This window comes from Pusillimonas sp. DMV24BSW_D (assembly GCF_011388195.1).
GTDB lineage: Bacteria > Pseudomonadota > Gammaproteobacteria > Burkholderiales > Burkholderiaceae_B > Neopusillimonas > Neopusillimonas aestuarii.
Genome location: NZ_CP049990.1, coordinates 462,211 through 486,555, shown reverse-complemented (window position 1 = coordinate 486,555; position 24,345 = coordinate 462,211). Strand labels below are relative to the sequence as shown.

At 54.4% G+C, this 24,345-nt stretch carries 24 protein-coding genes and 1 pseudogene; 23 read left to right on the top strand and 2 right to left on the bottom strand.

All coding sequences use genetic code 11. The features are described from left to right. Positions 1 to 96 precede the first annotated feature (96 nt). The 9 genes from G9Q38_RS02285 to G9Q38_RS02245 all read left to right on the top strand — a co-directional run bounded on the left by G9Q38_RS02285 (position 97) and on the right by G9Q38_RS02245 (position 9,913). Entirely contained in the window at positions 97 to 1,053 is a 957-nt protein-coding gene (locus G9Q38_RS02285) for a CoA transferase subunit A (protein WP_114419207.1), read from the top strand. Beyond that, positions 1,046 to 1,861 carry a CoA-transferase subunit beta gene (locus G9Q38_RS02280; protein WP_119441798.1) on the top strand — a complete coding sequence of 272 codons (816 nt, stop codon included), beginning with the start codon at positions 1,046 to 1,048 and terminating at the stop codon, positions 1,859 to 1,861. Before G9Q38_RS02285 ends, G9Q38_RS02280 begins: the two co-directional genes overlap by 8 nt. 38 nt (positions 1,862 to 1,899) lie before the next feature. Continuing rightward, a complete protein-coding gene (locus G9Q38_RS02275; RefSeq protein WP_166127406.1) occupies positions 1,900 to 2,874 on the top strand; it encodes an LLM class flavin-dependent oxidoreductase in 975 nt (324 codons plus the stop codon). Positions 2,875 to 2,945: 71 nt separating this feature from the next. Then, positions 2,946 to 4,337, top strand: a complete 1,392-nt coding sequence (locus tag G9Q38_RS02270; protein WP_166127404.1) for a carboxyl transferase domain-containing protein — start codon at positions 2,946 to 2,948, stop codon at positions 4,335 to 4,337. Positions 4,338 to 4,357: 20 nt separating this feature from the next. Beyond that, positions 4,358 to 6,370, top strand: a complete 2,013-nt coding sequence (locus tag G9Q38_RS02265) for an acetyl-CoA carboxylase biotin carboxylase subunit (protein ID WP_166127401.1) — start codon at positions 4,358 to 4,360, stop codon at positions 6,368 to 6,370. A gap of 7 nt (positions 6,371 to 6,377) precedes the next feature. Then, on the top strand, positions 6,378 to 7,499 hold the full coding sequence (locus G9Q38_RS02260; RefSeq protein WP_166127398.1) for a Re/Si-specific NAD(P)(+) transhydrogenase subunit alpha: 1,122 nt from the start codon (positions 6,378 to 6,380) through the stop codon (positions 7,497 to 7,499). Further along, entirely contained in the window at positions 7,500 to 7,814 is a 315-nt protein-coding gene (locus G9Q38_RS02255; protein WP_114419213.1) for an NAD(P) transhydrogenase subunit alpha part 2, read from the top strand. After that, complete coding sequence (locus G9Q38_RS02250; protein WP_166127396.1) at positions 7,811 to 9,241, top strand: NAD(P)(+) transhydrogenase (Re/Si-specific) subunit beta; 1,431 nt, start codon at positions 7,811 to 7,813, stop codon at positions 9,239 to 9,241. Before G9Q38_RS02255 ends, G9Q38_RS02250 begins: the two co-directional genes overlap by 4 nt. 33 nt (positions 9,242 to 9,274) lie before the next feature. After that, positions 9,275 to 9,913 carry a carbonic anhydrase gene (locus tag G9Q38_RS02245; RefSeq protein ID WP_166127393.1) on the top strand — a complete coding sequence of 213 codons (639 nt, stop codon included), beginning with the start codon at positions 9,275 to 9,277 and terminating at the stop codon, positions 9,911 to 9,913. 12 nt (positions 9,914 to 9,925) lie between these two features. On the opposite strand, the gene G9Q38_RS02240 is transcribed toward G9Q38_RS02245, so the two are convergent. After that, the gene (locus G9Q38_RS02240; protein WP_166127390.1) at positions 9,926 to 10,396 is read right to left on the bottom strand and encodes a CBS domain-containing protein; all 471 of its coding nucleotides are present in this window, start codon (positions 10,394 to 10,396) and stop codon (positions 9,926 to 9,928) included. Positions 10,397 to 10,526: 130 nt separating this feature from the next. On the opposite strand from G9Q38_RS02240, the gene G9Q38_RS02235 reads away from it, so the two are divergent. Then, positions 10,527 to 12,239, top strand: a complete 1,713-nt coding sequence (locus tag G9Q38_RS02235; protein ID WP_166127387.1) for a class I adenylate-forming enzyme family protein — start codon at positions 10,527 to 10,529, stop codon at positions 12,237 to 12,239. Between the two features lie 30 nt (positions 12,240 to 12,269). On the opposite strand, the gene G9Q38_RS02230 is transcribed toward G9Q38_RS02235, so the two are convergent. After that, the gene (locus G9Q38_RS02230) at positions 12,270 to 12,992 is read right to left on the bottom strand and encodes an IclR family transcriptional regulator (protein WP_166127385.1); all 723 of its coding nucleotides are present in this window, start codon (positions 12,990 to 12,992) and stop codon (positions 12,270 to 12,272) included. 95 nt (positions 12,993 to 13,087) lie between these two features. Here G9Q38_RS02230 and G9Q38_RS02225 point away from each other — a divergent pair, with 95 nt between their 5' ends. From G9Q38_RS02225 to G9Q38_RS02170, 13 genes and pseudogenes are all read left to right on the top strand, one after another. Beyond that, complete coding sequence (locus tag G9Q38_RS02225) at positions 13,088 to 14,041, top strand: hydroxymethylglutaryl-CoA lyase (protein ID WP_228276174.1); 954 nt, start codon at positions 13,088 to 13,090, stop codon at positions 14,039 to 14,041. Continuing rightward, positions 14,034 to 15,227, top strand: a complete 1,194-nt coding sequence (locus G9Q38_RS02220) for a CaiB/BaiF CoA transferase family protein (RefSeq protein ID WP_166127382.1) — start codon at positions 14,034 to 14,036, stop codon at positions 15,225 to 15,227. The genes G9Q38_RS02225 and G9Q38_RS02220 overlap by 8 nt, the downstream gene beginning before the upstream one ends. A gap of 4 nt (positions 15,228 to 15,231) precedes the next feature. After that, the gene (locus G9Q38_RS02215) at positions 15,232 to 15,717 is read left to right on the top strand and encodes a TRAP transporter small permease (protein WP_166127381.1); all 486 of its coding nucleotides are present in this window, start codon (positions 15,232 to 15,234) and stop codon (positions 15,715 to 15,717) included. Continuing rightward, the gene (locus G9Q38_RS02210; protein ID WP_166127379.1) at positions 15,704 to 17,023 is read left to right on the top strand and encodes a TRAP transporter large permease; all 1,320 of its coding nucleotides are present in this window, start codon (positions 15,704 to 15,706) and stop codon (positions 17,021 to 17,023) included. The genes G9Q38_RS02215 and G9Q38_RS02210 overlap by 14 nt, the downstream gene beginning before the upstream one ends. A gap of 17 nt (positions 17,024 to 17,040) precedes the next feature. Then, entirely contained in the window at positions 17,041 to 18,090 is a 1,050-nt protein-coding gene (locus G9Q38_RS02205; RefSeq protein ID WP_228276173.1) for a TRAP transporter substrate-binding protein, read from the top strand. Positions 18,091 to 18,113: 23 nt separating this feature from the next. After that, complete coding sequence (locus G9Q38_RS02200) at positions 18,114 to 19,223, top strand: alcohol dehydrogenase catalytic domain-containing protein (protein WP_166127377.1); 1,110 nt, start codon at positions 18,114 to 18,116, stop codon at positions 19,221 to 19,223. A gap of 16 nt (positions 19,224 to 19,239) precedes the next feature. Beyond that, entirely contained in the window at positions 19,240 to 20,904 is a 1,665-nt protein-coding gene (locus G9Q38_RS02195) for an FAD-dependent oxidoreductase (RefSeq protein ID WP_205962327.1), read from the top strand. Continuing rightward, the gene (locus tag G9Q38_RS02190; protein ID WP_166127375.1) at positions 20,901 to 21,722 is read left to right on the top strand and encodes a fumarylacetoacetate hydrolase family protein; all 822 of its coding nucleotides are present in this window, start codon (positions 20,901 to 20,903) and stop codon (positions 21,720 to 21,722) included. The genes G9Q38_RS02195 and G9Q38_RS02190 overlap by 4 nt, the downstream gene beginning before the upstream one ends. Before the next feature lie 20 nt (positions 21,723 to 21,742). Continuing rightward, a complete protein-coding gene (locus tag G9Q38_RS02185; RefSeq protein WP_166127373.1) occupies positions 21,743 to 22,708 on the top strand; it encodes a cupin domain-containing protein in 966 nt (321 codons plus the stop codon). Positions 22,709 to 22,853: 145 nt separating this feature from the next. Beyond that, positions 22,854 to 23,183, top strand: coding sequence for a type II toxin-antitoxin system PrlF family antitoxin (locus G9Q38_RS02180; protein WP_166127372.1), 330 nt, complete (start codon positions 22,854 to 22,856; stop codon positions 23,181 to 23,183). Beyond that, positions 23,180 to 23,680 carry a type II toxin-antitoxin system YhaV family toxin gene (locus G9Q38_RS02175; protein ID WP_166127370.1) on the top strand — a complete coding sequence of 167 codons (501 nt, stop codon included), beginning with the start codon at positions 23,180 to 23,182 and terminating at the stop codon, positions 23,678 to 23,680. Before G9Q38_RS02180 ends, G9Q38_RS02175 begins: the two co-directional genes overlap by 4 nt. A gap of 80 nt (positions 23,681 to 23,760) precedes the next feature. Continuing rightward, positions 23,761 to 23,856, top strand: a pseudogene (locus G9Q38_RS15255) (helix-turn-helix domain-containing protein); the annotation flags it as partial. Between the two features lie 58 nt (positions 23,857 to 23,914). Beyond that, positions 23,915 to 24,094, top strand: a complete 180-nt coding sequence (locus G9Q38_RS02170) for a hypothetical protein (RefSeq protein ID WP_166127369.1) — start codon at positions 23,915 to 23,917, stop codon at positions 24,092 to 24,094. Positions 24,095 to 24,345 lie beyond the last annotated feature (251 nt).

Below are 24,345 nucleotides of genomic sequence, written 5' to 3'. Positions count from 1 at the left end.
TTAGGTATTATCATACTATCATTAGTACGATAATATTAACAAAACCAGAATGAGCTATTTGCCCGACCATTCAACGTGGTTGGCTCGGAGGAAAGAATGGAAACGTCACCTTATTTGCAACTGCGCGAGCGTCTCCAGAAAAGAGACCGCAGTCTTCGCGAAAAAGTTATGTCGCTTGAAGAGGCTTCGGCGCTGGTGGCCGACGGCAGTCGGGTGGGGGTCGGCGGCAGTACCTTGTCGCGCACGCCCATGGCCATGATCTGGCAACTGATTCGTGATCAGAAAAAAGATTTGTCGGTGTCGCGCTGTATTGTTTCCAGCGAGGGCGACTGGCTTTTCGGCTCGGGCATCTGCAAGGAAATTGAAACCAGCTGGTTCAGCCAGGGCATTGTGTGGGGCATTTCCAAAGTCATGCGCCATTACGCTGAAACCAAGAAAGCCAGCTTTCAAGAGTGGTCTCACCTGGGTATGGGCATGCGTTTTCGCGCCGGTGCCATGGGTGTGCCGTTTCTGCCCATGCGTGCCATGCTGGGTTCCGACGTGCTGGCGCTTCGGCCCGAGCCCAAACAAATTAACTGCCCCTTCACCGATGAGCCTATCTTGCTGGTTCCGGCGTTGAATCCCGACGTAGCGCTTATCCACGTTCAGCGTGCCGATGCCTACGGTAACGCACAAATCGACGGCTTGCCCTTTATGGACGTCGACCTGGCCATGGCGGCCGACAGCGTCATTCTAACTACCGAACGCATTGTGTCGAACGACCAAATCCGCCGTGCGCCTGATCAAACCAAAATTGGTTTCTTCAATGTCGATGCCGTGGTTGAGGTACCTTTCGGTTCCGCGCCGCACGAGTGCACCAACGTGTATGAACCCTTCTTGTCGCACATGGATTACTACACCGACCTGGTGAACAAAGATCCGGTGGAAGGCATGAACGCCTACATTGAAAAATACATTCGCGAACCGAAGTCGTGGAATGAATACTTGAAGCTGCTCGGTTTGGAAGAGTTGCTCGACGCGGCCAAACGAGGAAGGAGCCTGTTAAATGACTAATACAACCGCTACCCAATCGCCCCAAGGCAGCCAGGCGGGCAAACGCGATTTCACCGACGCCGAAATCCTTACCGTCATGAGCTCGCGTGTGCTCGACGACGGCAAAGTGGTGTTTGCCGGCGTGGGCATTCCGCTGCTGGCGGCCACACTGGCGCAAATTCTGCGCTGCCCCGGCTTAACAATTTTGTTTGAAGGCGGCGTGGTGGGCCCCTTTGTTGAGCCTGGCAAGCTGCCGCCGTCTACCAACGAACAACGCTGCACCAAACGCGCCAACATGGTCATCAGCAGCACGGAAGTGCTTCTGTTGCTGCAGCGCGGCCATGTTGATATTGGCTTCATGGGCGGTGCGCAAATCGACAAATACGGCAATTTGAACTCTTCGTTCCTGGGCGATGACCCACGCAACCCGAAAGTACGTTTGCCCGGCACCGGCGGCGGCAACGATATTGCCAGCCTCACCAATATGATTGTGGCCATGCGCCATGAGTCACGCCGTTTTGTTGAAGAAGTCGATTTCATCACCAGCCCGGGCTTCCTGAAAGGTGGCACATCGCGATACGACAGCGGCCTGCGCGCCGGCGGCATGTTCCGGGTTATTACCAACCTGGGTGTGTTCGGGTTCGATGAAAAGACCCGCGCCATGAAAGTGCTGGCTTTGCACGACGGCGTTACGCTGGAAGAGGTTCAAGACAACACCGGTTTTGATTTGCTTTACGACAAAAACGAATTGGGTGTGACTGCGGCGCCTACAGAGCGCGAGTTACAGGCCCTACGAGAGCTGGACCCCGACAGACGTTACATCGCTTAACCCCGGTCACACCAACAGATTATTTAAGGAGAACACCTATGGCTACGCTTCACGGCACTTTTGGCATTGCAGCCCGAAACTTCACCGCTTACCCCACCATTCCCGATGCGCAGGAACTGGTTGAATACGGCGTGCGGATGGAAGAACTGGGTTTTGATTCCCTCTGGGTGTGGGACCACATTCTTTTGGGTGTCGACCCGCACTTCCCCATTCTGGATTCGCTGACCCTGCTTACCGCCATTGCGGCGCGCACCAAGAAAATCAAACTCTCGACCGGCATTCTGGTCTTGCCGCTGCGTAACCCCGTTACGCTGGCCAAGCAGTTATCCACCATGGATCAAATTTCCGGTGGCCGCATGCTGCCGGCCATGGCGGCAGGCTGGTACAAGCGCGAGTTCGATGCCGTCGGCGTACCGTTTGAAAAGCGCGGCCGCATTATGGACGATAACCTCGACATTATGCGTCGCTTCTTTAACGAAGACCTGGTCTCGGGCGATTGGCCCAATCACCGCATTCCTGCCGGCGTTATGTTCCCCAAGCCCGTGCAGAAACCGTTCCCCATTCTGATTGGCGGTTATGCCGATCGCGTACTGAAGCGCGCGGCCACCAACGGCGACGGCTGGCTCACCTACTTCTACAAGCCCGACGCGTTCATTGAGTCCTGGCAGAAAGTGCGTAATTTCGCTGAGGAAGACGGCCGGGATCCCGACACCGTACTGAACGGCAACCAGTTGCCGATTATGGTGGGCGAATCGCGTGCCGCAGTAGAGAAAACCATGATGGATTGGCTGAATGTGGACTTCGATATTGCCCAAGGCAGTATGTCGACCATGGACAGCGCCATTATGGGGAATGTCGACGAGTGTATCGAGCAGCTTAAAGAACACATCGACGCCGGCGTACAAAAACTGATCTTCGTGCCGTACAAGTACCAAATGGATCAGGTTGAAGTCATTGCCAAAGAAATCGTTCCCAAACTGCGTGCTTACGCAGCAGAAAAGCAAAAAGGCTAAGTCGGCCTTACCTGGGCCCGGCGCAACCCTTCAAGCGCCGGGCGTTAACGATAGGTTCCAAGGAATGGATCATGATCGACAAGAATAACGAGGAAGACAATGTTGCAGTTGCCGCATCCGGGGCGGATGCCGGTAACCGGAATGCACTACACGCCGCGCGCAATTTAACGATGCGTGAGCGATTGTCGCTTCTTTTCGATCACGAGCCGTCCTTTATCGGCGAAAACACCGATTATTTGCTGACCGCCACCGGTATGGCGGGCGGCCGGCGCATTTGTGCCGTGTCGCAAGACACCCAGCACTTAGGCAACGGTATGGATGCGGCCGCCTGGCGCCAAGTCGAGCAGGCCACGCAACATGTACAAAATGAAAACGCGCCTTTGGTGATGGTGTTCGACGGGACCCAAACCCGCCTCGACGGCGGCATTGCAGCCTGGTCGTCGTTAGGCCGATTGGCCGGCACGTTGGCGGCGCATCGTGCATTGAAAGTGGCGCTGGTAGTAGGGCATAACAGTGGCCCCAATGCCTTTTTGGCAGGGCTGTTCGATGTGGTCGTCATGGTGCGAAGCGGGTCATCGCTTACGTTAACCGACGCAAATATTACCAACAGGGTCACCCACACTTCACTGACGGATGACGACTTGGGCGGTTGGAAGGTGCATGCCGATGAAAGCGGCGTGGCCGATCTGGTGTTCAACAACGAGGTACTGGCCCTGCGAGCCATTAAACGATTGCTGCGTGTGGGCACAGCAGCCACAAGCAGCGCCACCCCTCAAGTTGAGTCATTGGGGTATTGCGTGGGGCTGGACACCCTGATTCCCGACGACCCCGCACAAAGCTACGATGTCACCGAGGCCTTGCGCCAGATGAGCGATACTCGGGCCTTTTACGAAGTGGGCGCCGGGGTGGCCCACAATATGGTCACCGCCTTTGTGCCCATCGGCGGCCACTGGGCGGGGGTCATTGCCAACCAGAACAAAACCCTGGCCGGCGCGCTGGATAACGCCGCCTGCCGCAAAGCCGCGCGTTTTGTGCGCTTATGCAATGCCATGAACGTGCCTATCGTTACGCTGGTTGACACACCGGGGTTTGTGCCCGGTTTCGAACAGGAGTCCGGCGGACTGGCCCATACCGTGGCCGACCTGCTGCGACGGTATGCGAAAAGTCATGTGCCGAAAATCACCGTTGTCATCGGCAAAGCCTATGGCGCGGCGGGCATGGCCTTAAGTTCCGCCGCCACGGCCGCCGCCCGCGTGGTGGCCTGGGATAGCGCATCCATGGGGTTGGCGGGCCCGAAGGGCATTGAAGACCTTGCCCCGGCGCAGGCTCAGGCCTTGCTGCCAACTCTGGCCGCACCCCATTTGCTTCAAAACGGTGCCCTCGACGCCGTATTGCGTCCCGGCGATACCCGACGTTGGTTGGGGCAAGAGCTGGCGGCTCTTGGCCACGCTTCTGATCGTTGAAACTGACACACAGGGACGCTATGTTTTCAAAAATTCTTATTGCAAATCGCGGCGAGATCGCGTGCAGAATTATTAAAACCGCTCGTCGGATGGGTATTGCAACGGTCGCTGTTTATTCCGATGCCGATCGCCGGGCCTTGCATGTGCAAATGGCCGACGAGGCCGTACACATTGGGCCCGCACCGGCCATTGAGTCGTATCTGGTGGTCGACAAGATTATTGATGCCTGCCTGAAAACCGGTGCCCAGGCGGTTCACCCCGGCTACGGTTTTTTATCGGAACGCGCCTCGTTTGTGAAAGCCTTGTCGCAGGCGGGCATTGTATTCATTGGCCCGAACGAAAACGCCATTGAGGTTATGGGCGACAAAATCGCCTCGAAGAAATTTGCCAATCTGGCCAAAGTCTCCACCATTCCCGGTTACCTTGGCGTAATTAACGACGGCGATCACGCGGTTCAGGTGGCGAAGGAAATCGGCCTGCCGGTCATGATTAAAGCCTCGGCGGGCGGCGGCGGCAAAGGCATGCGCATTGCGCGCGCCATCGGCGAGGTGGCGCAAGGGTTTGAACGTGCCCGTTCGGAAGCCGCCGCGTCGTTCGGCGACGACCGTGTCTTTATTGAAAAGTTTATTGAAAACCCCCGCCATATTGAAATTCAAGTGCTGGGCGACAAGCACGACAACGTGGTGTATCTGGCGGAACGCGAATGCTCTATTCAGCGACGCAACCAGAAAGTGCTGGAAGAAGCGCCGTCTTCCTTGCTTGACGACAACACGCGTCGTGAAATGGGTGAGCAGGCAGTGGCCCTGGCGCGCGCGGTGAACTACGACTCGGCCGGCACGGTGGAGTTCGTATGCGGGCAAGACAAGTCATTCTATTTCCTGGAAATGAACACTCGCCTGCAGGTTGAACACCCGGTTACCGAACTGATTACCGGGGTTGACCTGGTGGAACAGATGATTCGCGTGGCCGCCGGTGAAACGCTGTCGATTCAGCAAGACGACGTCAAGATTAACGGCTGGGCGGTGGAAAGCCGGGTGTATGCCGAAGACCCGGCCAACAACTTCATGCCGGCGGCGGGGCGCTTGCGCACCTATCGCCCGCCTGCTGAAGGGAATACAAACGGTATTACCGTGCGCAACGATACCGGCGTGTACGAAGGCGGCGAAATCGCCCGCTTCTACGACCCCATGATCGCCAAACTGGTGACACACGCACCCACGCGGGCGCAGGCCATTCACGCCCAATGTGAAGCGCTGGATGCGTTTGCCCTGGAAGGCATTGCCAACAACCTGTCGTTCCTGGCCGCGTTAATGCATCACCCACGCTGGCAAAGCGGCGCGTTATCCACCAACTTTATTGCCGAAGAGTATCCCAACGGTTATAAGCCTGTGGCGCCCCAGGGCGATACTGCGCGCCGCATGGCGGTGGCGGCCGCGATCATGGAATGCGGCATTCATCCGGCCGAGCAAGAGGCAAACGCGCCCGCAGCAAACGCGGCCGCGCCGTCCCCCGCTGCGCTATCGCGCGTGGTGCGTTTGGGAGACGAAGATTTCTCTTTAACGCTCACCCCTGTGTCGCCCGACACGTGGCAGATTCAATTCGACGGCGACCCTACCGTGCACACGGTGGCGTCGGGTTGGAAAACCGACGAACCGGTTTGGCAGGGTACTATTAACGACCAAGCGGTGGTGATAGGTGTCGACATCGGCCAGGAGCCGTACTTGCTGTCGCATGCCGGTACGCAGGCCACCGCCTTGGTGTTGACCCCCACGGAAAATGCATTGTTGGCGGTGATGCCGGCAGTGAACGAAGAGCAAGAAAAGCGGTGCCTTGTTTGTCCGATGTCTGCATTGGTGGTTTCCATTGCAGTGAAAGTCGGCGATCAAGTTTCGGCGGGAAGCCCACTGTGCATATTGGAGGCCATGAAAATGGAAGTCAGTGTGGACGCGGAAGAAGACGTAGTCATTTCCCGGATTGAAGTTAAACCAGGTGATCAACTCGCCAGTGGCGATATCATCATGGAGTTTGCCTGAGGCTATTATGCAAATTGGAGTTCCATTAGAAACGGTAGCGGGCGAGCGGCGGGTTGCCGCCACCCCCGAAACGGTCAAGAAGTACGTTAAAGCCGGCCACAGCGTGATTGTTCAGCACGGGGCCGGCCGCGAAGCCAGTTTTACCGACGAAGCCTACACTGAAGCGGGTGCTACGCTGGGTTCAGCGCAAGACGCCTTTGCGGCTGAACTCATTCTGAAAGTTCGGGCGCCGCAAAGCGAAGAACTGCAAAGCATGGGCGCAGGTAAAGTGGTGCTGGGCATGCTCGACCCGTTCAACGCCGAGCACCTTCAAACCATGGCGCAGGCCGGTATCACGGGCTTTGCCCTGGAAGCCGCGCCGCGTATTACACGCGCCCAAAGTCTGGATGTGTTGTCGTCGCAGGCCAACCTTGCCGGGTACAAATCGGTGTTACTGGCCACGCAATTCTACGACCGCATTTTTCCTATGATGATGACGGCGGCCGGTACCCTGAAGGCCACTCAGGTGGTCATTATGGGGGCCGGCGTGGCCGGTTTGCAGGCCATTGCCACCGCCCGCAGGCTGGGTGCCGTGGTATGGGCGTCCGACGTACGCCCGTCTGCCAAAGAACAAGTGGAATCGCTGGGCGGCAAGTTTATCGACGTGCCCTTCGAAACCGATGAAGAACGCGAGATTGCCGAAGGCGTGGGCGGTTACGCCCGGCCCATGCCGCAAGCGTGGATGGAACGCCAGGCGGCCTTAACGGCACAGCGCTGCGCACAGGCCAATATCGTGATTACCACGGCGCTGATTCCCGGTCGCCCTGCGCCTACGCTTATTACCGAAGACACCGTGCGTGCCATGGCACCCGGTTCGGTGATTGTGGATTTGGCCATTGAACGCGGCGGCAATTGCCCCCTAACGGTGGCAGGCGAAGTGGTGGAAAAGCACGGCGTGAAAATTGTGGGTTTAACCAACCTGCCTTCCATGCTGGCCACCGATGCCTCGGCGTTATATGCCCGCAACCTGCTCGACTTCATGAAGCTGATTGTGGACGAAAACGGCAAGCTCGCCATTCAAAAAGACGACGACATCGTCAAAGCCTGCCTGGTATGTGAAAACGGGCAAATTTTGTGGGGGAAGAAATAAATGGAAGCGATTAACCCAACCATTATCAACCTGGTCATTTTTGTGTTGGCCATTTATGTGGGTTACCACGTTGTGTGGAACGTGACGCCTGCACTGCACACCCCGCTCATGGCAGTCACCAACGCCATTTCCGCCATTGTGATTGTGGGTGCCATGCTGGCCAGCGCCTTAACCGTTGACCCGCTGGCCAAAGGCATGGGCGTTTTCGCAGTGGCGCTGGCTTCTGTGAATGTCTTCGGCGGCTTCCTGGTTACCAAGCGCATGCTGGCCATGTTCAAGAAGAAAGAGAAAAAAGCCAAAGGGGGCCAGTCATGATTTCAATGGATATTGTGGTACTGCTGTATCTTGTTGCCTCGGTGTGCTTTATTCAATCGCTGAAAGGCTTATCGCACCCCACCACTTCAATTATAGGCAACACATTCGGCATGGCGGGCATGGCCATTGCCGTGCTCACCACCGGTGCCTTAATCTGGTCGCAAGCGCAGGAAAACGCCCTGGGTGGTTTGGCATGGGTGCTGCTTGGGTTGGTGATTGGCGGCTTTGTGGGCGCCACCATGGCGCGCCGGGTGGAAATGACCAAAATGCCGGAACTGGTGGCCTTCATGCACAGCATGATCGGCCTGGCGGCCGTGGCCATTGCCGGGGCCATTGTGGTTGAGCCCATTGCCTTCGGTATTGTAGACGCCGCCGGCGCCATTCCCACCGGTAACCGGGTTGAACTGTTCCTGGGTGCGGCTATTGGTGCCATTACGTTTTCAGGTTCCGTGATTGCGTTCGGGAAACTGTCGGGGCGGTATAAGTTCCGCCTGTTCCAGGGCGCCCCGGTGGTGTTCCCCGGCCAACATTACTTCAACCTGCTCATGGCCCTGGTCACCATCGGCCTGGGTGTCTGGTTCGTGATGACGGAAGCCTGGACACCGTTCGTGTTGCTGACGCTGCTGTCGTTCCTGCTGGGTGTGCTGATTATCATCCCCATTGGCGGGGCCGATATGCCGGTGGTGGTGTCGATGCTGAACAGCTATTCGGGTTGGGCTGCGGCCGGTATTGGTTTCTCGTTAGGGAATCCCATGCTGATTGTGGCCGGTTCGCTGGTGGGTTCTTCCGGCGCCATTCTGTCTTACATCATGTGCAAGGCCATGAACCGTTCGTTCTTCAACGTGATTCTGGGCGGCTTTGGTAATGATTCCTCGGCGGCGGCTGCGGGAAGTGGTGAACAGCGCAACGTGAAGTCGGGCAGCCCCGACGACGCCGCCTTCATGCTCAGCAATGCGGAAACGGTTATTATTGTGCCCGGTTATGGTTTGGCCGTTGCCCGTGCCCAGCATGCCTTGAAAGAACTGACCGACAAGCTCACCGAGCAGGGCGTTACCGTGAAATATGCCATTCACCCTGTTGCGGGCCGCATGCCGGGGCACATGAATGTGTTGCTGGCTGAAGCGGAAGTGTCGTACGAGCAGGTGTTTGAAATGGACGACATTAACGGTGAATTCAGCCAGGCCGATGTGGTACTGGTACTGGGCGCGAACGACGTTGTAAACCCGGCGGCCAAGAACGACCCGGCCTCGCCGATTGCGGGCATGCCGATTCTGGAAGCCTACAAAGCGCGCACGGTCATTGTGAACAAGCGCTCCATGGCTTCCGGTTATGCCGGGCTCGACAACGAGCTGTTCTACATGGATAAAACAATGATGGTGTTTGGCGATGCCAAGAAAGTCATTGAAGACATGTTGAAAGCCACCTGACCGAACTTTTAAAAATAAACGACATGGGCTTTTATGTTTCCGCAACGACTCACTGAAGGGTATCAACAATTTCTCGACGGCCGCTTTCAAACCGAAAGCAACCGCTACCACCAATTGGCTGAAAAAGGGCAGCGCCCGGAAATCATGCTGATTGGGTGCTGCGATTCGCGCGTGTCGCCGGAAGCTATTTTCGACGCGGGGCCGGGAGAAATGTTTGTGGTGCGTAACGTGGCCAACCTGGTGCCGCCGTTCGACCCCGATACGGAGTCGTCGTATCACGGCACCAGCGCCGCCATCGAGTTCGGGGTGAACGGCCTGAACGTGAAACACATTGTGATTCTGGGCCATGCGTCGTGTGGGGGCGTAAAAGCCTTTCACGACCAGGCTGCGCCGTTAAGCCAGGGTGAATTCATTCGTAAATGGATGTCGCAAATCGAGCCCGTGGCCGAGCGCCTGGGCCCGTCAACCGGCGACTACGCCCAAGACCTGAAGCGGCTGGAATTGGCGGTGGCGGAAGAAAGCATGCACAACCTGCTGACCTTTCCGTTTATTCGCCGCCGTGTGGAAAGCGGCGAACTGATGCTGCACGCCGCATATTTCGGCGTGGCCACCGGTGTGCTGTTTGTACGTAACCCGCACACCGGTAAATTTGAACCTTGCGTGAATGAATAACAAACGCCGCCATTAAGGCTGCGGCGCTTCGTGCTGGTCGTTAATGTAGGCTTTCAGGTAGCGGTTTTCCGCTTCCTGGCTTTCATGAACGGCTTTGGCCACATCGTAGAAAGACAACACGCCAATGACCACGTCTTTTTCCACTACCGGCATAAAGCGCTGGCGTAAACTCACCATAAGGCCGCGTAATGTATGCAGGTCCATTTGTGGGTCAATCACAACAGGTTGGCTGTTCATCACGTCTTTCACTTTAAGCGATTGCAAATCAATGGCCCCCTCGCCACCTTGCGGGGCAAGCTGAAGCGCCAGCATATTGATAATTTCCCGGAACGACAACAAGCCCACCAGGCGGTTGTCTTTCATCACAATCAGCGAGCCGGCGTCGTGGTTGGCGATATTCAGCAGGGCTTTGCTAATGGGGGTGTCGGGGGAAGTTGTGTAAAGCACGCCCGGTTTGGTGCGAAGTATGTCGATGACGCGCATGATGCCTCCTGTTGTGAGTCGTATGACTCCTGTGTAAAATAAGCGCACTGTCTTACTATAAATAGTATCTTATCAGCGGCCTCGCATTCCGTAAATAGTAGCCGCCACGCGCCCAGGAATCCAATTTTCAATGAATACTTTATTAACGATGCACAATCCGCGTCAGGCACGCGAATACTACGACAGTGGCGTGTGGCAAAACGACACGTTCTACTCGCTGCTGGAAGGTAACGCCAAACGGTATCCCGAAGGGTACGCCGTGCGCGATAAGCATCGGCGCCTAACCTGGCCGCAATTTCAGGAAGAAGTCACCCGCGTGGCCGGCGCCCTGCATCAGTTGGGCCTGCGGCGCGGCGACCGTGTGGCCGTGTGGTTGCCCAGTTGCGTTGAAAGCGTGGTGATCTTTCTGGCCTGTTCCCGAAACGGCTACGTATGCTGCCCTTCGTTGCATAAAAACCATACCGTGCAGGATATTGTGAACCTGCTGAACCAGGTGCGTTGTAAAGTTTTGTTTACCCAGCCGGGTTACGCGGCCGACCTCACCGGCAAATCCATTCTTGACCGCATCGCCGATATTGCCTCGCTGAAGCAAATTATGCTGGTGGGTGAAGACGGCGCCCAGGCAAATATACCCGGCACCGCAGCCGGTTCGGCTGAGCCGGCGCCGGTATCCGGTTACCCCTCGCCCGACGCCCCCCTTATTGAAAGCCCCGTGGATAACGACCCCGACAAGGTGCTGTACCTGGCCTTTACTTCGGGCACCACCGGCAACCCCAAAGGGGTGATGCACAGCGACAACACCTTGCTGGCCAACGGCCGTGCCATGGTGGCCGACTGGGGCCACACCGCCGACACTATTATGCTGACCCTAAGCGCCATGAGCCACCATATTGGCACCGTGGCGCTGGAGCAATCGATTGTGACCGGCGCCGAACTGGTGGTCAGCGACTCGTCGGACCCGGCCAAATGGATGGACTGGATTCTGGTCTCTAAAGCCACCTACTTGCTGGGCGTGCCCACCCACGGTATCGACCTGTTGAAAGAAGCCCGCACACGTAATTTGAAATCGCTGGGCGACGTAGAAGTGTTTTATTTGTCGGGCTCCGTTATTCCCCCCTGGGTGGCGCAGGAATTTTTCAACCTGGGCGTTAAACCACAAAACACCTTCGGCATGAGCGAAAACGGCTCGCACCATTACACCCAGCCGGCCGACCCCGAACCCATTATTGTGGGTACCTGCGGGCGTTGCTGCCAGGGCTATGAAACCCGCATCTGGCGCCAGGACAACCCCGACATTGAAGCCGAAACCGGCGAAATCGGCGAGCTGGGCGGCCGCGGCGGCCTGTTAATGCTAGGTTACTTCGACAACCAAACCGCCACCGAAACCTCATTCAATAACCAGGGCTGGTTCCTAACCGGCGACCTGGGCACCATTGACGAATCGGGCTGCCTGCGCATTGTGGGCCGCAAGAAAGAAATGGTCATTCGCGGCGGGCGCAATATTTACCCCGGCCTGATTGAAGACCTGGCCCACAGCTACCCGCTGATTCGCAAAGCCGCCGTATTCCCCGTGCCCGACCCCCGCCTGGGCGAAAAAGCCTGCCTGGCCTTAATTTGGGAAGGCACAGCCGCGCCCGACTACGTTTCCATTCTGCAGTACCTATATGAAAACGGGCTGTCGAAATACGACATGCCGGAATACATTCTGGTGGTGGATGCCTTCCCCATGACCGCCAGCGGCAAGATTCTGAAGCGCGAACTCACCCGTGCCGTGGTGGCCGGAGAGTTCAAGCCCGAGCCAGTGCACTGGCGGGCCAACCGGCCGCGAACCGAGGTCAGTTAATAGGCTAGCGAGTTCCTCGAGGTATGTGTGTCATATTCGTGCGCCTAAACGCCGAGAAGCCTCTATAACTGCGGTAATGAATTGCTCATTGAAGCGTTCGGCCGGCATGGTTAGTGTAATTGCGCCCGCCAAATGGCCACGCGTATCAAAAACGGGGGCGGAAATTCCGCCTACTCCGCTATCTCGGTCGCCAATGCCGGCGAAATACCCTTGCTCACGAATTTGCTGATAAATCTGCTCATCTTTGTTCGTGCGTTGCGATATTTCCGCAGAGTACGCAACTAATACGCGCCCGCCTGCGCCCCGGTTCAACGGAAGAACATCGCCTACTTTGATATGGTCGCGAATAGGGTGGGGTGAGTCGACACGGTATAAACATAGACGCATATCTCCTTGCCGAACATGATATGCGGCGCTTTCTCCGGTTTTGCTTACCAAGTCTTGTAGCTCAGGTTGTACAACCTGCTCAAGTGAAAAAGAGCCCCGATAAACCTCATAAAGACGAGCAACCTCGTAATTCAGGCCGTAGCGATCGTCTGGAAATCGTTGAACGAAATTGGCGCTAATTAGTGATGATAGCAAGCGCAAAACAGTGCTTTTGTATAGCTTGGTTTGTTCTGCAATTTCGCTCAGGCTAAGACGAGGTTGGCTTTTCTGGAATACCGCCAGGATTGAGAGCGCTCGGTTAACCGATGCAGCACCGACCTGTGTATTTTCGTCGGCGACAGAGGGGGATTTTGGTTTTTTTGGCATAGGGTAAACGCTAGGTTAATAAATAAAACCTTTTGATATAATTCCATTAGAAAGAAACCAGTTCTATTGTACAGAATTTTAATTAAGGTGGGCAAGTGAAAAATGAGCAGGCTACATCGCAGGTGCGGGACAGCGTTGTCATTAGCGAAGTAGGGCCTCGTGATGGTCTGCAATCTATTGCGGCACTGATGCCTACGAATGAAAAGGTTCGGTGGATCAAGGCTATGTACGATGCCGGAGTTGCAGAAATTGAAGTGGGTTCATTTGTGCCTGCCCGATCTTTACCTCAAATGGCTGATACCGATGTGGTTGTGCAACATGCGCTTGAATTGCCTGGTTTAAGCGTGGTTGTTCTAGTTCCCAACCTGCAAGGGGCTCGTGCCGCCATTCAATCTAAAGCGCACAAAATTACCGTTCCGGTGTCCGTAAGTCGTGCTCATTCACAGGCAAATGTTCGTAAAACGCCTGAAGAGATGATTCGTGCCGTGCGCGACATTGTCCATTTGCGCAACACTGAGTCACCAACGACAAAAATCGAAGTCGGGTTATCGACAGCGTTCGGTTGCACCCTACAGGGCGCAGTGTCGGAAGACGATGTCCTGAAGCTTGCGCTTGCAGCAACTGAGGCTGGTGTAGATGAGTGCGGTTTATCCGACACTGCAGGTTATGCCAACCCCGCGCAGGTCAAGCGGCTGTTCAAACGCCTAAAGCAAGAAATTGGGTCGCATGCCGGCGCGGCCCATTTGCACAACACTCTGGGGTTGGGTCTGGCCAATTGCCTGGCTGCCTATGAGGCAGGTGTACGCACGTTCGATGCTTCGCTGGGTGGGCTTGGCGGTTGTCCTTATGCGCCCGGCGCTACGGGCAACGTGGTTACCGAAGACCTCGCTTTCATGTTTCAGGCAATGGGTGTTCATACCGGAATTGATCTTCCCAAATTGCTGGCAGCCCGATCTGTTATAGAAGCGGCATTACCCGATGAACCGCTGTACGGCATGCTTGCGCAGGCAGGTATTCCAAAAAACTTTACGGCACCAACTCATGACTGAACAGATACTGCCGCTACACGGAATTCGTGTAATAGAGTTTTCCCACATGGTGATGGGGCCAACCTGTGGATTGGTTCTGGGTGATTTAGGCGCTGAAGTGATCAAGATTGAGCCCTTGAAAGGAGATAACACGCGCCGACTGAAAGGCTCAGGCGCCGGTTTTTTCGCCGCATTCAATCGAAACAAGAAAAGTATCGCGATTGATCTCCATCAATCTGAAGGGCTTGAAATTGCCAAGAAACTAATCGCAAAAGCCGATATCGTAAGTCATAACTTCAAGCCCTCCACAATGCATAAGCTCGGTTTAGATTATGAAAGTTTGTCGACCATTAATCAGAAACTTATTTATGTGAGTCACCAGGGGTTTCTTCCGGGGCCATACGAGCATCGCACCGCACTTGATGAGGTTGTTCAAATGATGGGGGGGCTGGCTTACATGACGGGGCGACCAGGTGACCCACTAAGGGCCGGCTCATCGGTTAACGACATTATGGGAGGCATGTTTGGCTCGATAGGTGCCATGGCCGCACTGCTTCAAAGAGCCGTGACCGGAAAGGGGCAAAAAGTACAAAGTGCCTTATTCGAGAATAATGTGTTTCTGGTGGCCCAGCACATGCTGCAATTTGCAGTAACTGGGGTGCCTGCGGCGCCAATGCCTGCGCGTGTATCGGCTTGGGGTATTTACGACGTTTTCACCGTAAAAAACAACGAGCAGGTGTTTCTTGCTGTGGTTAGTGAAACGCAATGGGCCGTTTTCTGCGACGCTTTCGGTATCTCCGAGTTGAAAACCCACCCTTCATACAACACAAATAATCAACGTGTGCAGAACAGGGACACCTTGTTGCCCAAACTCCAGCAGATCTTCTTACAAATGACAGCGGGCGAAATCTCAGAAAAATTTGAATCCCATGGTTTGCCGTTTGCTCCCATTACCAAACCAGAAGATTTATTCAACGATCCCCATTTGAATGCGTCTGGCGGATTGCGCGAAATTGCGCTACCCGACGCGGATAGCGGGGGCGAAAAGGTAAAGGTTCCCTTGTTGCCATTCACAATGGGCGGGCACCGGCCCAGTGTTCGTCAGTCACCCCCGCAGTTGGGTGAGCATACCAATGAGTTATTGGCCAGTCTTGGTTATTGCGGTGAAGATATTGAGACATTGCGAACGGAACGAGTGGTGGGTTAACGAAATGGCCAAAGTGTTCGAACTTATCGCCAAGATTTTCGCCTTGATCGGTGGGCTCACGTTGTTTTGTGTTGCTGTGTTTATCTGTGTGAGCGTGGTTCTTCGAAATGTTTTTGCTGTTTCTTTTGTTGGTGATTTTGAGCTAACCGCTTATGCCATGGGCACGGTTGTTTCGCTTTTTCTGCCTTATTGTCAATGGCGATGCGGGCATCTGACAATTGATTTTTTTATGGCCGGCGCGCGCCCTTCGACGCAGCATGCCTTGAATCGGTTTGGGTCGCTGTTAATGGGTCTGATCATGGCGCTACTGCTGTGGCGCACAGCGATTGGGGGGCTAAGCGCCTATAAAAGCCAATCCAGCTCAATGATGTTTGGCTTTCCCGACTGGATCGTGTATTCGTTTATTGTGCCTAGTTTGAGTGTGACCGCCATCATTGCCTTTTGGCAGAGCGTTGTAGCAATGCAAGGGGCTTGTTATGAGCGGCCTTGAAGTTGCGGTGGTGATGATTGCCATTATGTTGGTGTTAATGGCAATTAGGGTGCCGATTGCCGTTGCCATGTTTGTTGCGGGTTCTTTTGGGTATTTAACCAAAACAGGCTGGCTTCCATGGGTAAATCATCTTAACTCCGCCGTATTTGCGCGTTTTGCAAATTACGACCTTTCCGTCATACCGCTGTTTATTCTTATGGGGCAGTTCGCCTCCAAAGGGGGATTGTCGGCGGCGTTGTTCGAGTTTGCCAGTGCGCTGACGCGACGTTTGCGAGGGGGGCTGGCAATGGGGTCGGTCATTGCCAGCGGTGCCTTTGGCGCCGTATGTGGTTCGTCGGTTGCTACTGCCGCCACCATTACCCCGGTGGCCTATCCTGAAATGAAGCGGCAGGGCTATTCCGGAAAGCTGGCAACGGGTACGCTGGCGGCGGGCGCCGTGTTGGGTTTCTTAATACCGCCTTCTGTGCCTTTGGTCCTGTATGCCATTGTGACAGAGCAAAACCTGGCTAAATTATTCGCCGCTGCTATGGTGCCAGGGTTTCTGGCCATGTTGGGTTACGTGCTGGCCATTGCGCTTTATGTTCGCCTGGTGCCGGGGCAGGCACCGCTGAAAGAACAAAATGGCCGGGTGATGTGTTGGCCGGTCGTTTGGCGTGTTCTGCCCATCTTTTTCATATTTCTGCTTGTATTCGGTGGTATCTACGGCGGCTGGTTCACGCCAACCGATGGTGCCGCTGTGGGTGCGGTGGCTACTTTCTTCATGGCGCTCATAAAGAAGGAGCTGACCCTCGCCAAGTTTGGGCAGTGCTTCCTGGAAACCGCCGGCGCAACCGCCATGATTTTCCTGATTTTGCTGGGCGCCGACATGATGAATGCGGCACTGGCTCTTACGCAGATAACGCAGGTATTGGCGGCTGAAATTACCAATTTTGGGTTGCCCCCTTATTTTGTGGTGTCAGCTATCTTGCTGTTCTACCTGTTTGCCGGCGCCATCATGGATGAAATTTCCGTCATGTTGCTAACACTGCCTATTTTCTTCCCCATTGTGATGGGCCTGGATATTGGTATGCCGTCCGAGGACATAGCACTTTGGTTCGGCATTCTGGTGTTGATCACCATTGGATTTGGTTTATTAACCCCCCCTGTTGGTTTGAATGTTTACGTTGTGAACGGGTTGGCGAAAGATGTACCTATTTTGGAAAGCTATAAGGGGGTGCTTCCGTTCCTTGTCAGTGATGTTGTTCGTGTTGTTCTTGTATTAGCTTTCCCGCAGATTGCGTTGTGGTTAATGCATTACCTAACTTAAAAATCAAGGAGACAATAATGCGCAGACGTACCTTTTTAAAGTCGAGCCTGGCCGCCGCAGCCATCGGCTCACCGGTTGTTAGTATTTTCGCTCAACAAGCCGTCACTCTGAAGTTTCATACCTTCATGCCGCCACAGTCGGACACGTGGCGATTGCTTTGTATGCCCTGGATGGAACAAGTCACCAATGAGTCCAACGGCATGATCAAGTTTGAAGGCTACCCATCCATGCAGTTGGGCGGTACACCGCCACAACTTTATGATCAGGTTCGCGATGGTGTGGTTGACGTTATATGGACATTGCCTGGTCTCAGTGCGGGGCGGTTTCCCAGGTCGGAAGTGTTCGAGCTGCCTTTTATTATGAACAACCCCGAAGCAACGTCCATGGCTTTTTGGGAATACGGGCAAACTGTCGCGGCCCAGGAGTACGACGAAACACATTTAATTGCCTTGCACACTTCGGGGCCAGGTGTTTTCCACTCCAAGAATAAACCCATCCATTCAGCGGCTGATCTTAAAGGCATGAAAGTTCGGGGCCCAACCCGTCAAACGACCAAGTTGCTGGCGGCTGTGGGTGCAACCCCGGTAGGGTTGCCTTTGCCGGGGATCCCCGACGCAATATCGAAAGGGGTTATTGACGCGGCTGTGTTGCCTTGGCAAACGGTACCCTCCGTTAAGCTTGATGAGCTTTGCAAGTATCACACGCAATTCCCGAAAGACAGTGGCGCTCTGTATACCACGCCTTTTCTCATGACAATGAACAAGCAAAAGTATGCGGGCTTACCCGCTGAGTTAAAGGCAGTGATGGATGCAAACTCAGGCCTGGCAACATCGGGGTGGTGCGGAGACACCACCGCCAGCACCGACCCGGTTGGGCGCAAAGCCGCTGAAGACCGGGGCAATGAGATCTACACCTTCACCGACCAGCAAGCATCTGAGTTTATTGACATTGCAGGTCAAGTGAATAGTGAATGGATTGCTGATATGTCTGATAAGGGGTTTGATGGTCAGAAGCTGTACGACACAGCAGTTGAGTTAATTGGTAAGTACGGCAAGCAAGTGGGTTAATGTTTTTTCAACAGGAGCAGTACATGAGAACCATGCGAGCGGCGCGGTTGCATGCGCCCGGCCAGCCCTTTCAAATTGAAACCTTGCCGGTGCCCATGCCTGGCCCAAAAGATGTGTTGGTTAAGGTAAGTGCATGTGGGGTCGTGCCCAATTTGAAAAATGTGATCAGTAACTACACCAAGCGTCATCCTACGTTGCCGGCGCGCAAGCTGCCGGCAATTTACGGCCTGGACGCGGTGGGCATGGTTGATCAGTTGGGCGAGGAAGTGCAGTCTGTTCAGGCTGGGGATCGCGTTTATATTAACCCCGCGCTTACCTGCGGGTCTTGCAAAGCGTGTCGAAGTAATGTGCCCACAAATTGTCCCAGTTTTACCTTTCATGGGTATTTTGGGTTCGGACCGGGTTCGGCGCCGATTTTTGAACGCTACCCTTATGGCGGGTTCGGTGAGTATCTGATTATCCCGGCGTCCAATCTGGTGACGCTTTCCGATACGGTAAAAGACGCCGAAGCCGTGCGATTGGGGTATTTGGGTACGGCTTATTCGGCTATACGTAAATCCAATTTTGAACCTGGGCAAACCGTGCTGATTGACGGAGTAACCGGCACCTTGGGTGTGGGTGCGGCGATGGTGGCCCTGGCAATGGGGGCATCCAAAGTCTTTGGCACCGGCCGCAACACCGCCATACTGGAAAAGGTTAAAGCGATTTGCCCTGAAAGAGTCACCACCATACAAATGCCCAATGAAGCGGCGCACGACGTGGTCATGCGTGACACGGGGGGCGAAGGTGTTCACGTCGTGATCAGTGCGGTGGGTCCCGGGGTGCCTGTCGACAGCACGCTTAATGCTTTGCAGGCGCTTGCCCGGGGCGGCAGCCTGGTTAATTGTGGCGGTCTGGCCAATACCATTCCGTTGGATCCCTTATTGATGATGCGCCGGCAACTCCAATACAAGGGGTCGTTGTGGTTTTCCACAGACGAGGCGCAAATGCTTGCCGACATGGTTGGCAGTGGCGTACTGGATTTATCGGCATTCGAACATCAACCTGTGCCCCTTAACGATATCAACCAAGCGCTTGAGGATATCGATCAGCGTAACGGGGGCTTTAGCAATATTTTTGTTACGCACGCGTAGCGCCAAGGTTATACCGATGGATTTAGAAACCGATGTGCTGATTATTGGGGCCGGGCCGGTAGGTCTCGCGCTTGCCGGAGATTTGGGTTGGCGTGGCAAGCGTTGCATTGTTGTCGAGCGTGGCGATGGTGTTGTGGTTCAGCCCAAAATGGATCAGGTGGGTATTAGAACCATGGAGCTTTGCCGCCGTTGGGGTTTGGTCAAGGCGGTAGAGGCCAGCCCATACAACCGTGATTACCCCCAAGACAACATTTACCTGACTTCGCTCAACGGCTGGGAATTGGGTCGCGAGCCTTTCCCGTCGATGAATGACGACAGGCCGCCGCCGTATAGCCCGCAAAAAAGAGAGCGGTGTCCTCAGAATATGTTTGACCCCATTTTGCGCGATTTCGCGCAATCACACTCTTATGTCCAGCTTCTTTATCACCATACGTTCAAGCATCTGGAGCAACAGAGCGAAGGTGTATTGGCGACAGTTTACGACGACAGTAAGCAGCAAACGATAACCGTAAAAGCCCGGTTTTTGGTCGGTTGTGATGGTGCGCGTAGCCGGGTAAGGGAAATGCTGGACATTCCCATGTCCGGCAAAGGGCTGCTTACGTACACAACGAATGTTATTTTCCGATGTGAAAACCTGAATCAGCTGCACGAAAAGCGTCCCGGTTATCGCCATCTTTTTTTGGGCTCGAAAGGTACGTGGGGCACCTTGGTGGCCATTAATGGTCGCGACAACTGGCGCATGTCAATTGTCGGCGACCAGGTCAAGCGTAACTATACGCACGATGAATTGCGTCAGTTCGCCTATCAAATGATGGGAAAGCCTTTCGACCTGGAGATTTTGTCGGTGTTGTCATGGGCGCGATATGAACTAGTGGCCGACCAGTATCGAAAAGGCCATTGTTTTCTGGCCGGCGATGCGTGTCATTTAACGTCCCCCACCGGGGGTCTGGGCATGAATACCGGCATTACCGATGCGGCGGCGTTAGGGTGGATGCTAAGTGCCTGTCTTGATGGATGGGGCGGTGAGTTTTTGCTGGATGCGTACGAACCTGAACGACGGCCCATTGCACAGCAAATCGTGCAAATCTCCACTCGCAACTTGCAAGCCATGAAATCGGTAGGGCGGCATGAAGCGCTTTTGGACGATAGCCAGGAAGGTGAGCAAGCCCGTGCGCATGTTGGGCGCACGTTCAGTGAGGCCATGCGCAAAGAGTGGTATCTGGATAACGTGCATTTGGGCTATCGGTACCTGAGCTCGCCCGCGATTGTGTATGAGCAGGAATCTGCCGCGCAGGTGAAAAAAGAACAAGCTGAAACAGCGGTGTACACACCATCCACCCAACCGGGCCGGCGCGCCCCGCATTATTGGTTGGCGCCTGATGAGTCAACACTGGATGCTTTTGGCAGGGGTTATGTGTTGGTGGATACGGGTTTGGCGGGCGATGAGGATGGTGCCGATTGGCAGGCCTGGAGTCTCACCGCAACCAGGTTAAAAATTCCGCTTAAAAGGGTACGCTGGGCAAATCCGGAATTGGCCAGGCTTTATCAAAAACGGTTTGTATTGGTTCGGCCCGACGACATTGTCGCCTGGCGCGGTGATGCATTGCCTGCCAACCCGCAGGCGCTACTTCAGTTTGTTACGGGCCAGAGTCGTGTTTATTCAGAAAAGGAAGGGCAATGAAGGTATTTCGTTTTAATGGCGGCCGCATTGGCGTGGCCAACCAAGAGGGGTGGTTCGACGTGACTGATAGCTATGGGGTGAACCCAGCATCGTGGCCACCGGTACAAATGGTTCAGTTTATTGCTGATTTTGACTCATGCATTAAGAACCTGCTTGCCCACGCCGATACAAAACCAATCGACGCCGAATCCATTCGCCTTGATGTGCCGCTGGAGTGGCCCAATAAGTTGCTTGCGTATCCGGTGAATTATGTCAAGCATGGCGAGGAAATGAAGTCGACTAATCGCGCAGACCGAAATGGCTTTTTTATGAAAGCCAATTCGTCGTTGTCCGGCCCTAACGACCCCATTGTTCTGCCTGAAATACCGGGGCGTGAAATTCACCATGAATGCGAATTGGGCATCGTGATTGGGAAGAAAGGGAAAAATATTAGCCGTGAAGAGGCCTTTGACTACATTTTTGGCTATGCCTGTTTAATCGATATGGTAGTGCGTGGCAAGGAGGAGCGCGTGATGCGCAAGTCGTACGATTCATTTTGCCCGTTCGGGCCATGGATCGTAACGGCCGACGAAGTACCAAACCCATCGAATATCCAAGCTCGCCTTTGGGTGAACGACGTGTTGAAACAAGACGCCAACACAAAAGATTTAATCGTGGATATTCCGGAAATGATTCAGACTGCATCGCGCGTTGCGACGCTGTATCCGGGCGACATTATTGCAACAGGGACGCCTGAAGGTGTCGGCCCGGTTAATCGGGGTGACCGTGTTCGCATTGCCATTGAAAATGTGGGTGAGATGACCCTTCAGGTTAAGTAAGGTTTTTGCGAGGTCGCGTTATGAATCCACCCACAGATACTAATTTTTCTCAGGTCGCTGACTTGGCGGAACTGTACCCTTTGCTTGAAAAAATCCAAGTTCAGAACGGATGGGCAAAGAAAACGCCGGTGATTGTGCCGCGCCCCAATCATCCTTTTGTTCCGCACCGCTGGCCCTACAGCCAGATGCGCGCGGCCCTTCTGGCCGCCGGTCGCCTGGTGGGTACCGAGTGGGCCGAACGGCGTAACCTGATTATGGCGAACCCTTTTCCAGGGAATGAGTACGCAACGGTTCCTTCGCTGGTGGGGGCTTATCAAATGGTGAAAGCGGGTGAGCAAGCAAACAGCCACCGGCATACCCCCAACGCCATGCGAATCGTTCTAGAAGCCGGTGAAAATACGTTTACTGTGGTGGACGGGCAGAAGATTCCGATGATGCCGGGCGACGTCTTGATCACGCCAAACTGGTGTTACCACGGGCACGCCAATGAAAGTACGGATGATGCACTGTGGATCGATGTACTGGACGCCCCGTTAACGTCGATGCTGGGCGCCATGTTCTTTGAAAAACACACTGCGCGAATAGAGAATGCGACCGATGTGGTGCCGGAGTCTCCCATGCGGTTTGCTTTCTCGGAGTACCAGCCAAAATTGTTACGTTCGGCGCCCGTATCGCCAGGCGTTCGTATGCAGACTTTGTCGTCTGCAAAACAGCAACCCACCTTTGATCACGTTGCTATTTCAATTGAACACGCCTGCGCTTTAACCCAGCAACCAACCACAGCGAACCAAATTTATGTGGTGTTGGCGGGCAAGGGGCGGTCGGACATTAACGGGCAATCGTTCGACTGGGAAAAAGGGGATATGTTGGCAGCGCCATCGTGGGTGACACAAGTTCATACTGCCAATGAAGATGCATTGATCATACGTGTCTCGGATGAGCCGCTGATGCGTTGGTTGGGTTGGTACCGAGTTAGTGGTAATTAGTTCACCCAGTTCATCAGCAAAAAGGCCGGCGAGGAAAAGGGTGGAATCGTGAACACCCTGGCCCAATATTTCAATGCATTTGCATTGTCTAATTAATGCAAATGCATTATTATGAGGCATATTCACCTTTCATCGTGAGCACACCATGTCTGCAACTCTTGAGGTCGACTCCACGCTTACAGAACGTTATCAAACTACCGTCCCGCAAACAGTGCGCCGCGCGCTTAAGCTTGGCAAGGGCGACAAAATTCATTACACCATTCGCTCAAACGGTGAAGTGGTGCTTACACGTCATACAACATCCAGTGATAGCGACCCGGTGCTTGGCGCTTTCTTAACCTTTCTGGCCGCTGACATTGCCAACCACCCGGAAAGGCTGAAGGCGATGGATGCAAGCTTTGTTCAAAAGCTGCAAACGTTAACCGAGGGTGTTGAGCTAGACCTTAACTGCGCCCTGACGGATGACGATGAATGACCGACAAACAGGCAGTGCCTTTGGTCATTCATGGCTGGACGATTTTTGCGCACCCCTTGTTTCTTGCACAAGTTGAGGCACTGGCGCAGCAGGTTGAAACCTTGAAGCAGAAAGATCCTGTTGCGTTTATAAAAAAAAATGCCACAAAGCGGCTTGCTGCAATCACGCGACTGGCATTCGATATTATTCCGCAGGATCCAACGCGCCCTGAATATCGCCAGGGTAATACACTTGGCGATGACCATAAGCATTGGTTTCGAGCCAAATTTTTTCAGCAGTATCGTTTGTTCTTTCGCTATCATGCAGCGGGCAAAGTGCTTGTGTTCGTTTGGGTAAACGATGAAAACACCAAGCGTGCCTACGAAAGCGGCGATGACGCATACAGGGTGTTTCGCAAGATGTTGGAAAGCGGCCGCCCGCCCGATAACTGGGATCAGTTACTTGCCGAGGCACGTGATGAAATGCGACGCCTGCAAAGGTTTGCCGGTAATGTTTAAGTAACCATTCAATGCTTAGCGCGCTTCGAACATGCGTGCATCGTACATAAACTTAAACTGCTGATCGACTTGTATGCGCCGTGCGCAAAGCCCAGAACATTCGCCAGGACGCCGCCGCCGGCAGTATCGGCGTTAGCGAGAACTTCCTGGTTAAGGTCGAACGGGGGATTACCACCCAACCTTGTAATGGACGGGGCCACACAGCGCCCTTAACGCATTCGGCGGGTTAAACGCATGTCGTTGGCCGGTGCGCAGCACAAGCTGGCTGTTGTATTGCAAGACGACCGTCTGTTCGAACCTGCCGGCGCCACCCCGGCCGGCGAATTACGCTGCCTGCGCGCCATTTTGCATTTGATCATTCAGGAAATGGTCCGGCGGCCGTTCGTCAATGTGGATTTACCGGATGCTTACTAAAGTACTGCCGTTAGAAAATTCTACCTTTAACTACGCTCCTTTGGCGGAGGATTACCGTTTTACCGGGAACTCACGATCTATCTTCTTCATTTAGACTTACAATTACGGACGGCAAAACATTAACTCATAAGTTAGTTTACGCCCATTTCAGTAACGACCTATAGCACATATGTGCTTACTCTCTTTTAACGCCTCTTTGAAAGAGGGCGGGCCAACTTTCTAAATCATGCGCGACATAAACCTCGTAAAAT

Coding starts and splice junctions, on each gene's coding strand:
- G9Q38_RS02220 (WP_166127382.1), top strand. CDS start 14,034: ATGACTGAACAGATACTGCCGCTACACGGAATTCGTGTAATAGAGTTT.
- G9Q38_RS02190 (WP_166127375.1), top strand. CDS start 20,901: ATGAAGGTATTTCGTTTTAATGGCGGCCGCATTGGCGTGGCCAACCAA.
- G9Q38_RS02235 (WP_166127387.1), top strand. CDS start 10,527: ATGAATACTTTATTAACGATGCACAATCCGCGTCAGGCACGCGAATAC.
- G9Q38_RS02275 (WP_166127406.1), top strand. CDS start 1,900: ATGGCTACGCTTCACGGCACTTTTGGCATTGCAGCCCGAAACTTCACC.
- G9Q38_RS02170 (WP_166127369.1), top strand. CDS start 23,915: ATGTCGTTGGCCGGTGCGCAGCACAAGCTGGCTGTTGTATTGCAAGAC.
- G9Q38_RS02250 (WP_166127396.1), top strand. CDS start 7,811: ATGATTTCAATGGATATTGTGGTACTGCTGTATCTTGTTGCCTCGGTG.
- G9Q38_RS02185 (WP_166127373.1), top strand. CDS start 21,743: ATGAATCCACCCACAGATACTAATTTTTCTCAGGTCGCTGACTTGGCG.
- G9Q38_RS02215 (WP_166127381.1), top strand. CDS start 15,232: ATGGCCAAAGTGTTCGAACTTATCGCCAAGATTTTCGCCTTGATCGGT.
- G9Q38_RS02230 (WP_166127385.1), bottom strand. CDS start 12,992: ATGCCAAAAAAACCAAAATCCCCCTCTGTCGCCGACGAAAATACACAG.
- G9Q38_RS02205 (WP_228276173.1), top strand. CDS start 17,041: ATGCGCAGACGTACCTTTTTAAAGTCGAGCCTGGCCGCCGCAGCCATC.
- G9Q38_RS02195 (WP_205962327.1), top strand. CDS start 19,240: ATGGATTTAGAAACCGATGTGCTGATTATTGGGGCCGGGCCGGTAGGT.
- G9Q38_RS02265 (WP_166127401.1), top strand. CDS start 4,358: ATGTTTTCAAAAATTCTTATTGCAAATCGCGGCGAGATCGCGTGCAGA.
- G9Q38_RS02175 (WP_166127370.1), top strand. CDS start 23,180: ATGACCGACAAACAGGCAGTGCCTTTGGTCATTCATGGCTGGACGATT.
- G9Q38_RS02240 (WP_166127390.1), bottom strand. CDS start 10,396: ATGCGCGTCATCGACATACTTCGCACCAAACCGGGCGTGCTTTACACA.
- G9Q38_RS02255 (WP_114419213.1), top strand. CDS start 7,500: ATGGAAGCGATTAACCCAACCATTATCAACCTGGTCATTTTTGTGTTG.
- G9Q38_RS02200 (WP_166127377.1), top strand. CDS start 18,114: ATGAGAACCATGCGAGCGGCGCGGTTGCATGCGCCCGGCCAGCCCTTT.
- G9Q38_RS02270 (WP_166127404.1), top strand. CDS start 2,946: ATGATCGACAAGAATAACGAGGAAGACAATGTTGCAGTTGCCGCATCC.
- G9Q38_RS02285 (WP_114419207.1), top strand. CDS start 97: ATGGAAACGTCACCTTATTTGCAACTGCGCGAGCGTCTCCAGAAAAGA.
- G9Q38_RS02180 (WP_166127372.1), top strand. CDS start 22,854: ATGTCTGCAACTCTTGAGGTCGACTCCACGCTTACAGAACGTTATCAA.
- G9Q38_RS02245 (WP_166127393.1), top strand. CDS start 9,275: ATGTTTCCGCAACGACTCACTGAAGGGTATCAACAATTTCTCGACGGC.
- G9Q38_RS02210 (WP_166127379.1), top strand. CDS start 15,704: ATGAGCGGCCTTGAAGTTGCGGTGGTGATGATTGCCATTATGTTGGTG.
- G9Q38_RS02260 (WP_166127398.1), top strand. CDS start 6,378: ATGCAAATTGGAGTTCCATTAGAAACGGTAGCGGGCGAGCGGCGGGTT.
- G9Q38_RS02280 (WP_119441798.1), top strand. CDS start 1,046: ATGACTAATACAACCGCTACCCAATCGCCCCAAGGCAGCCAGGCGGGC.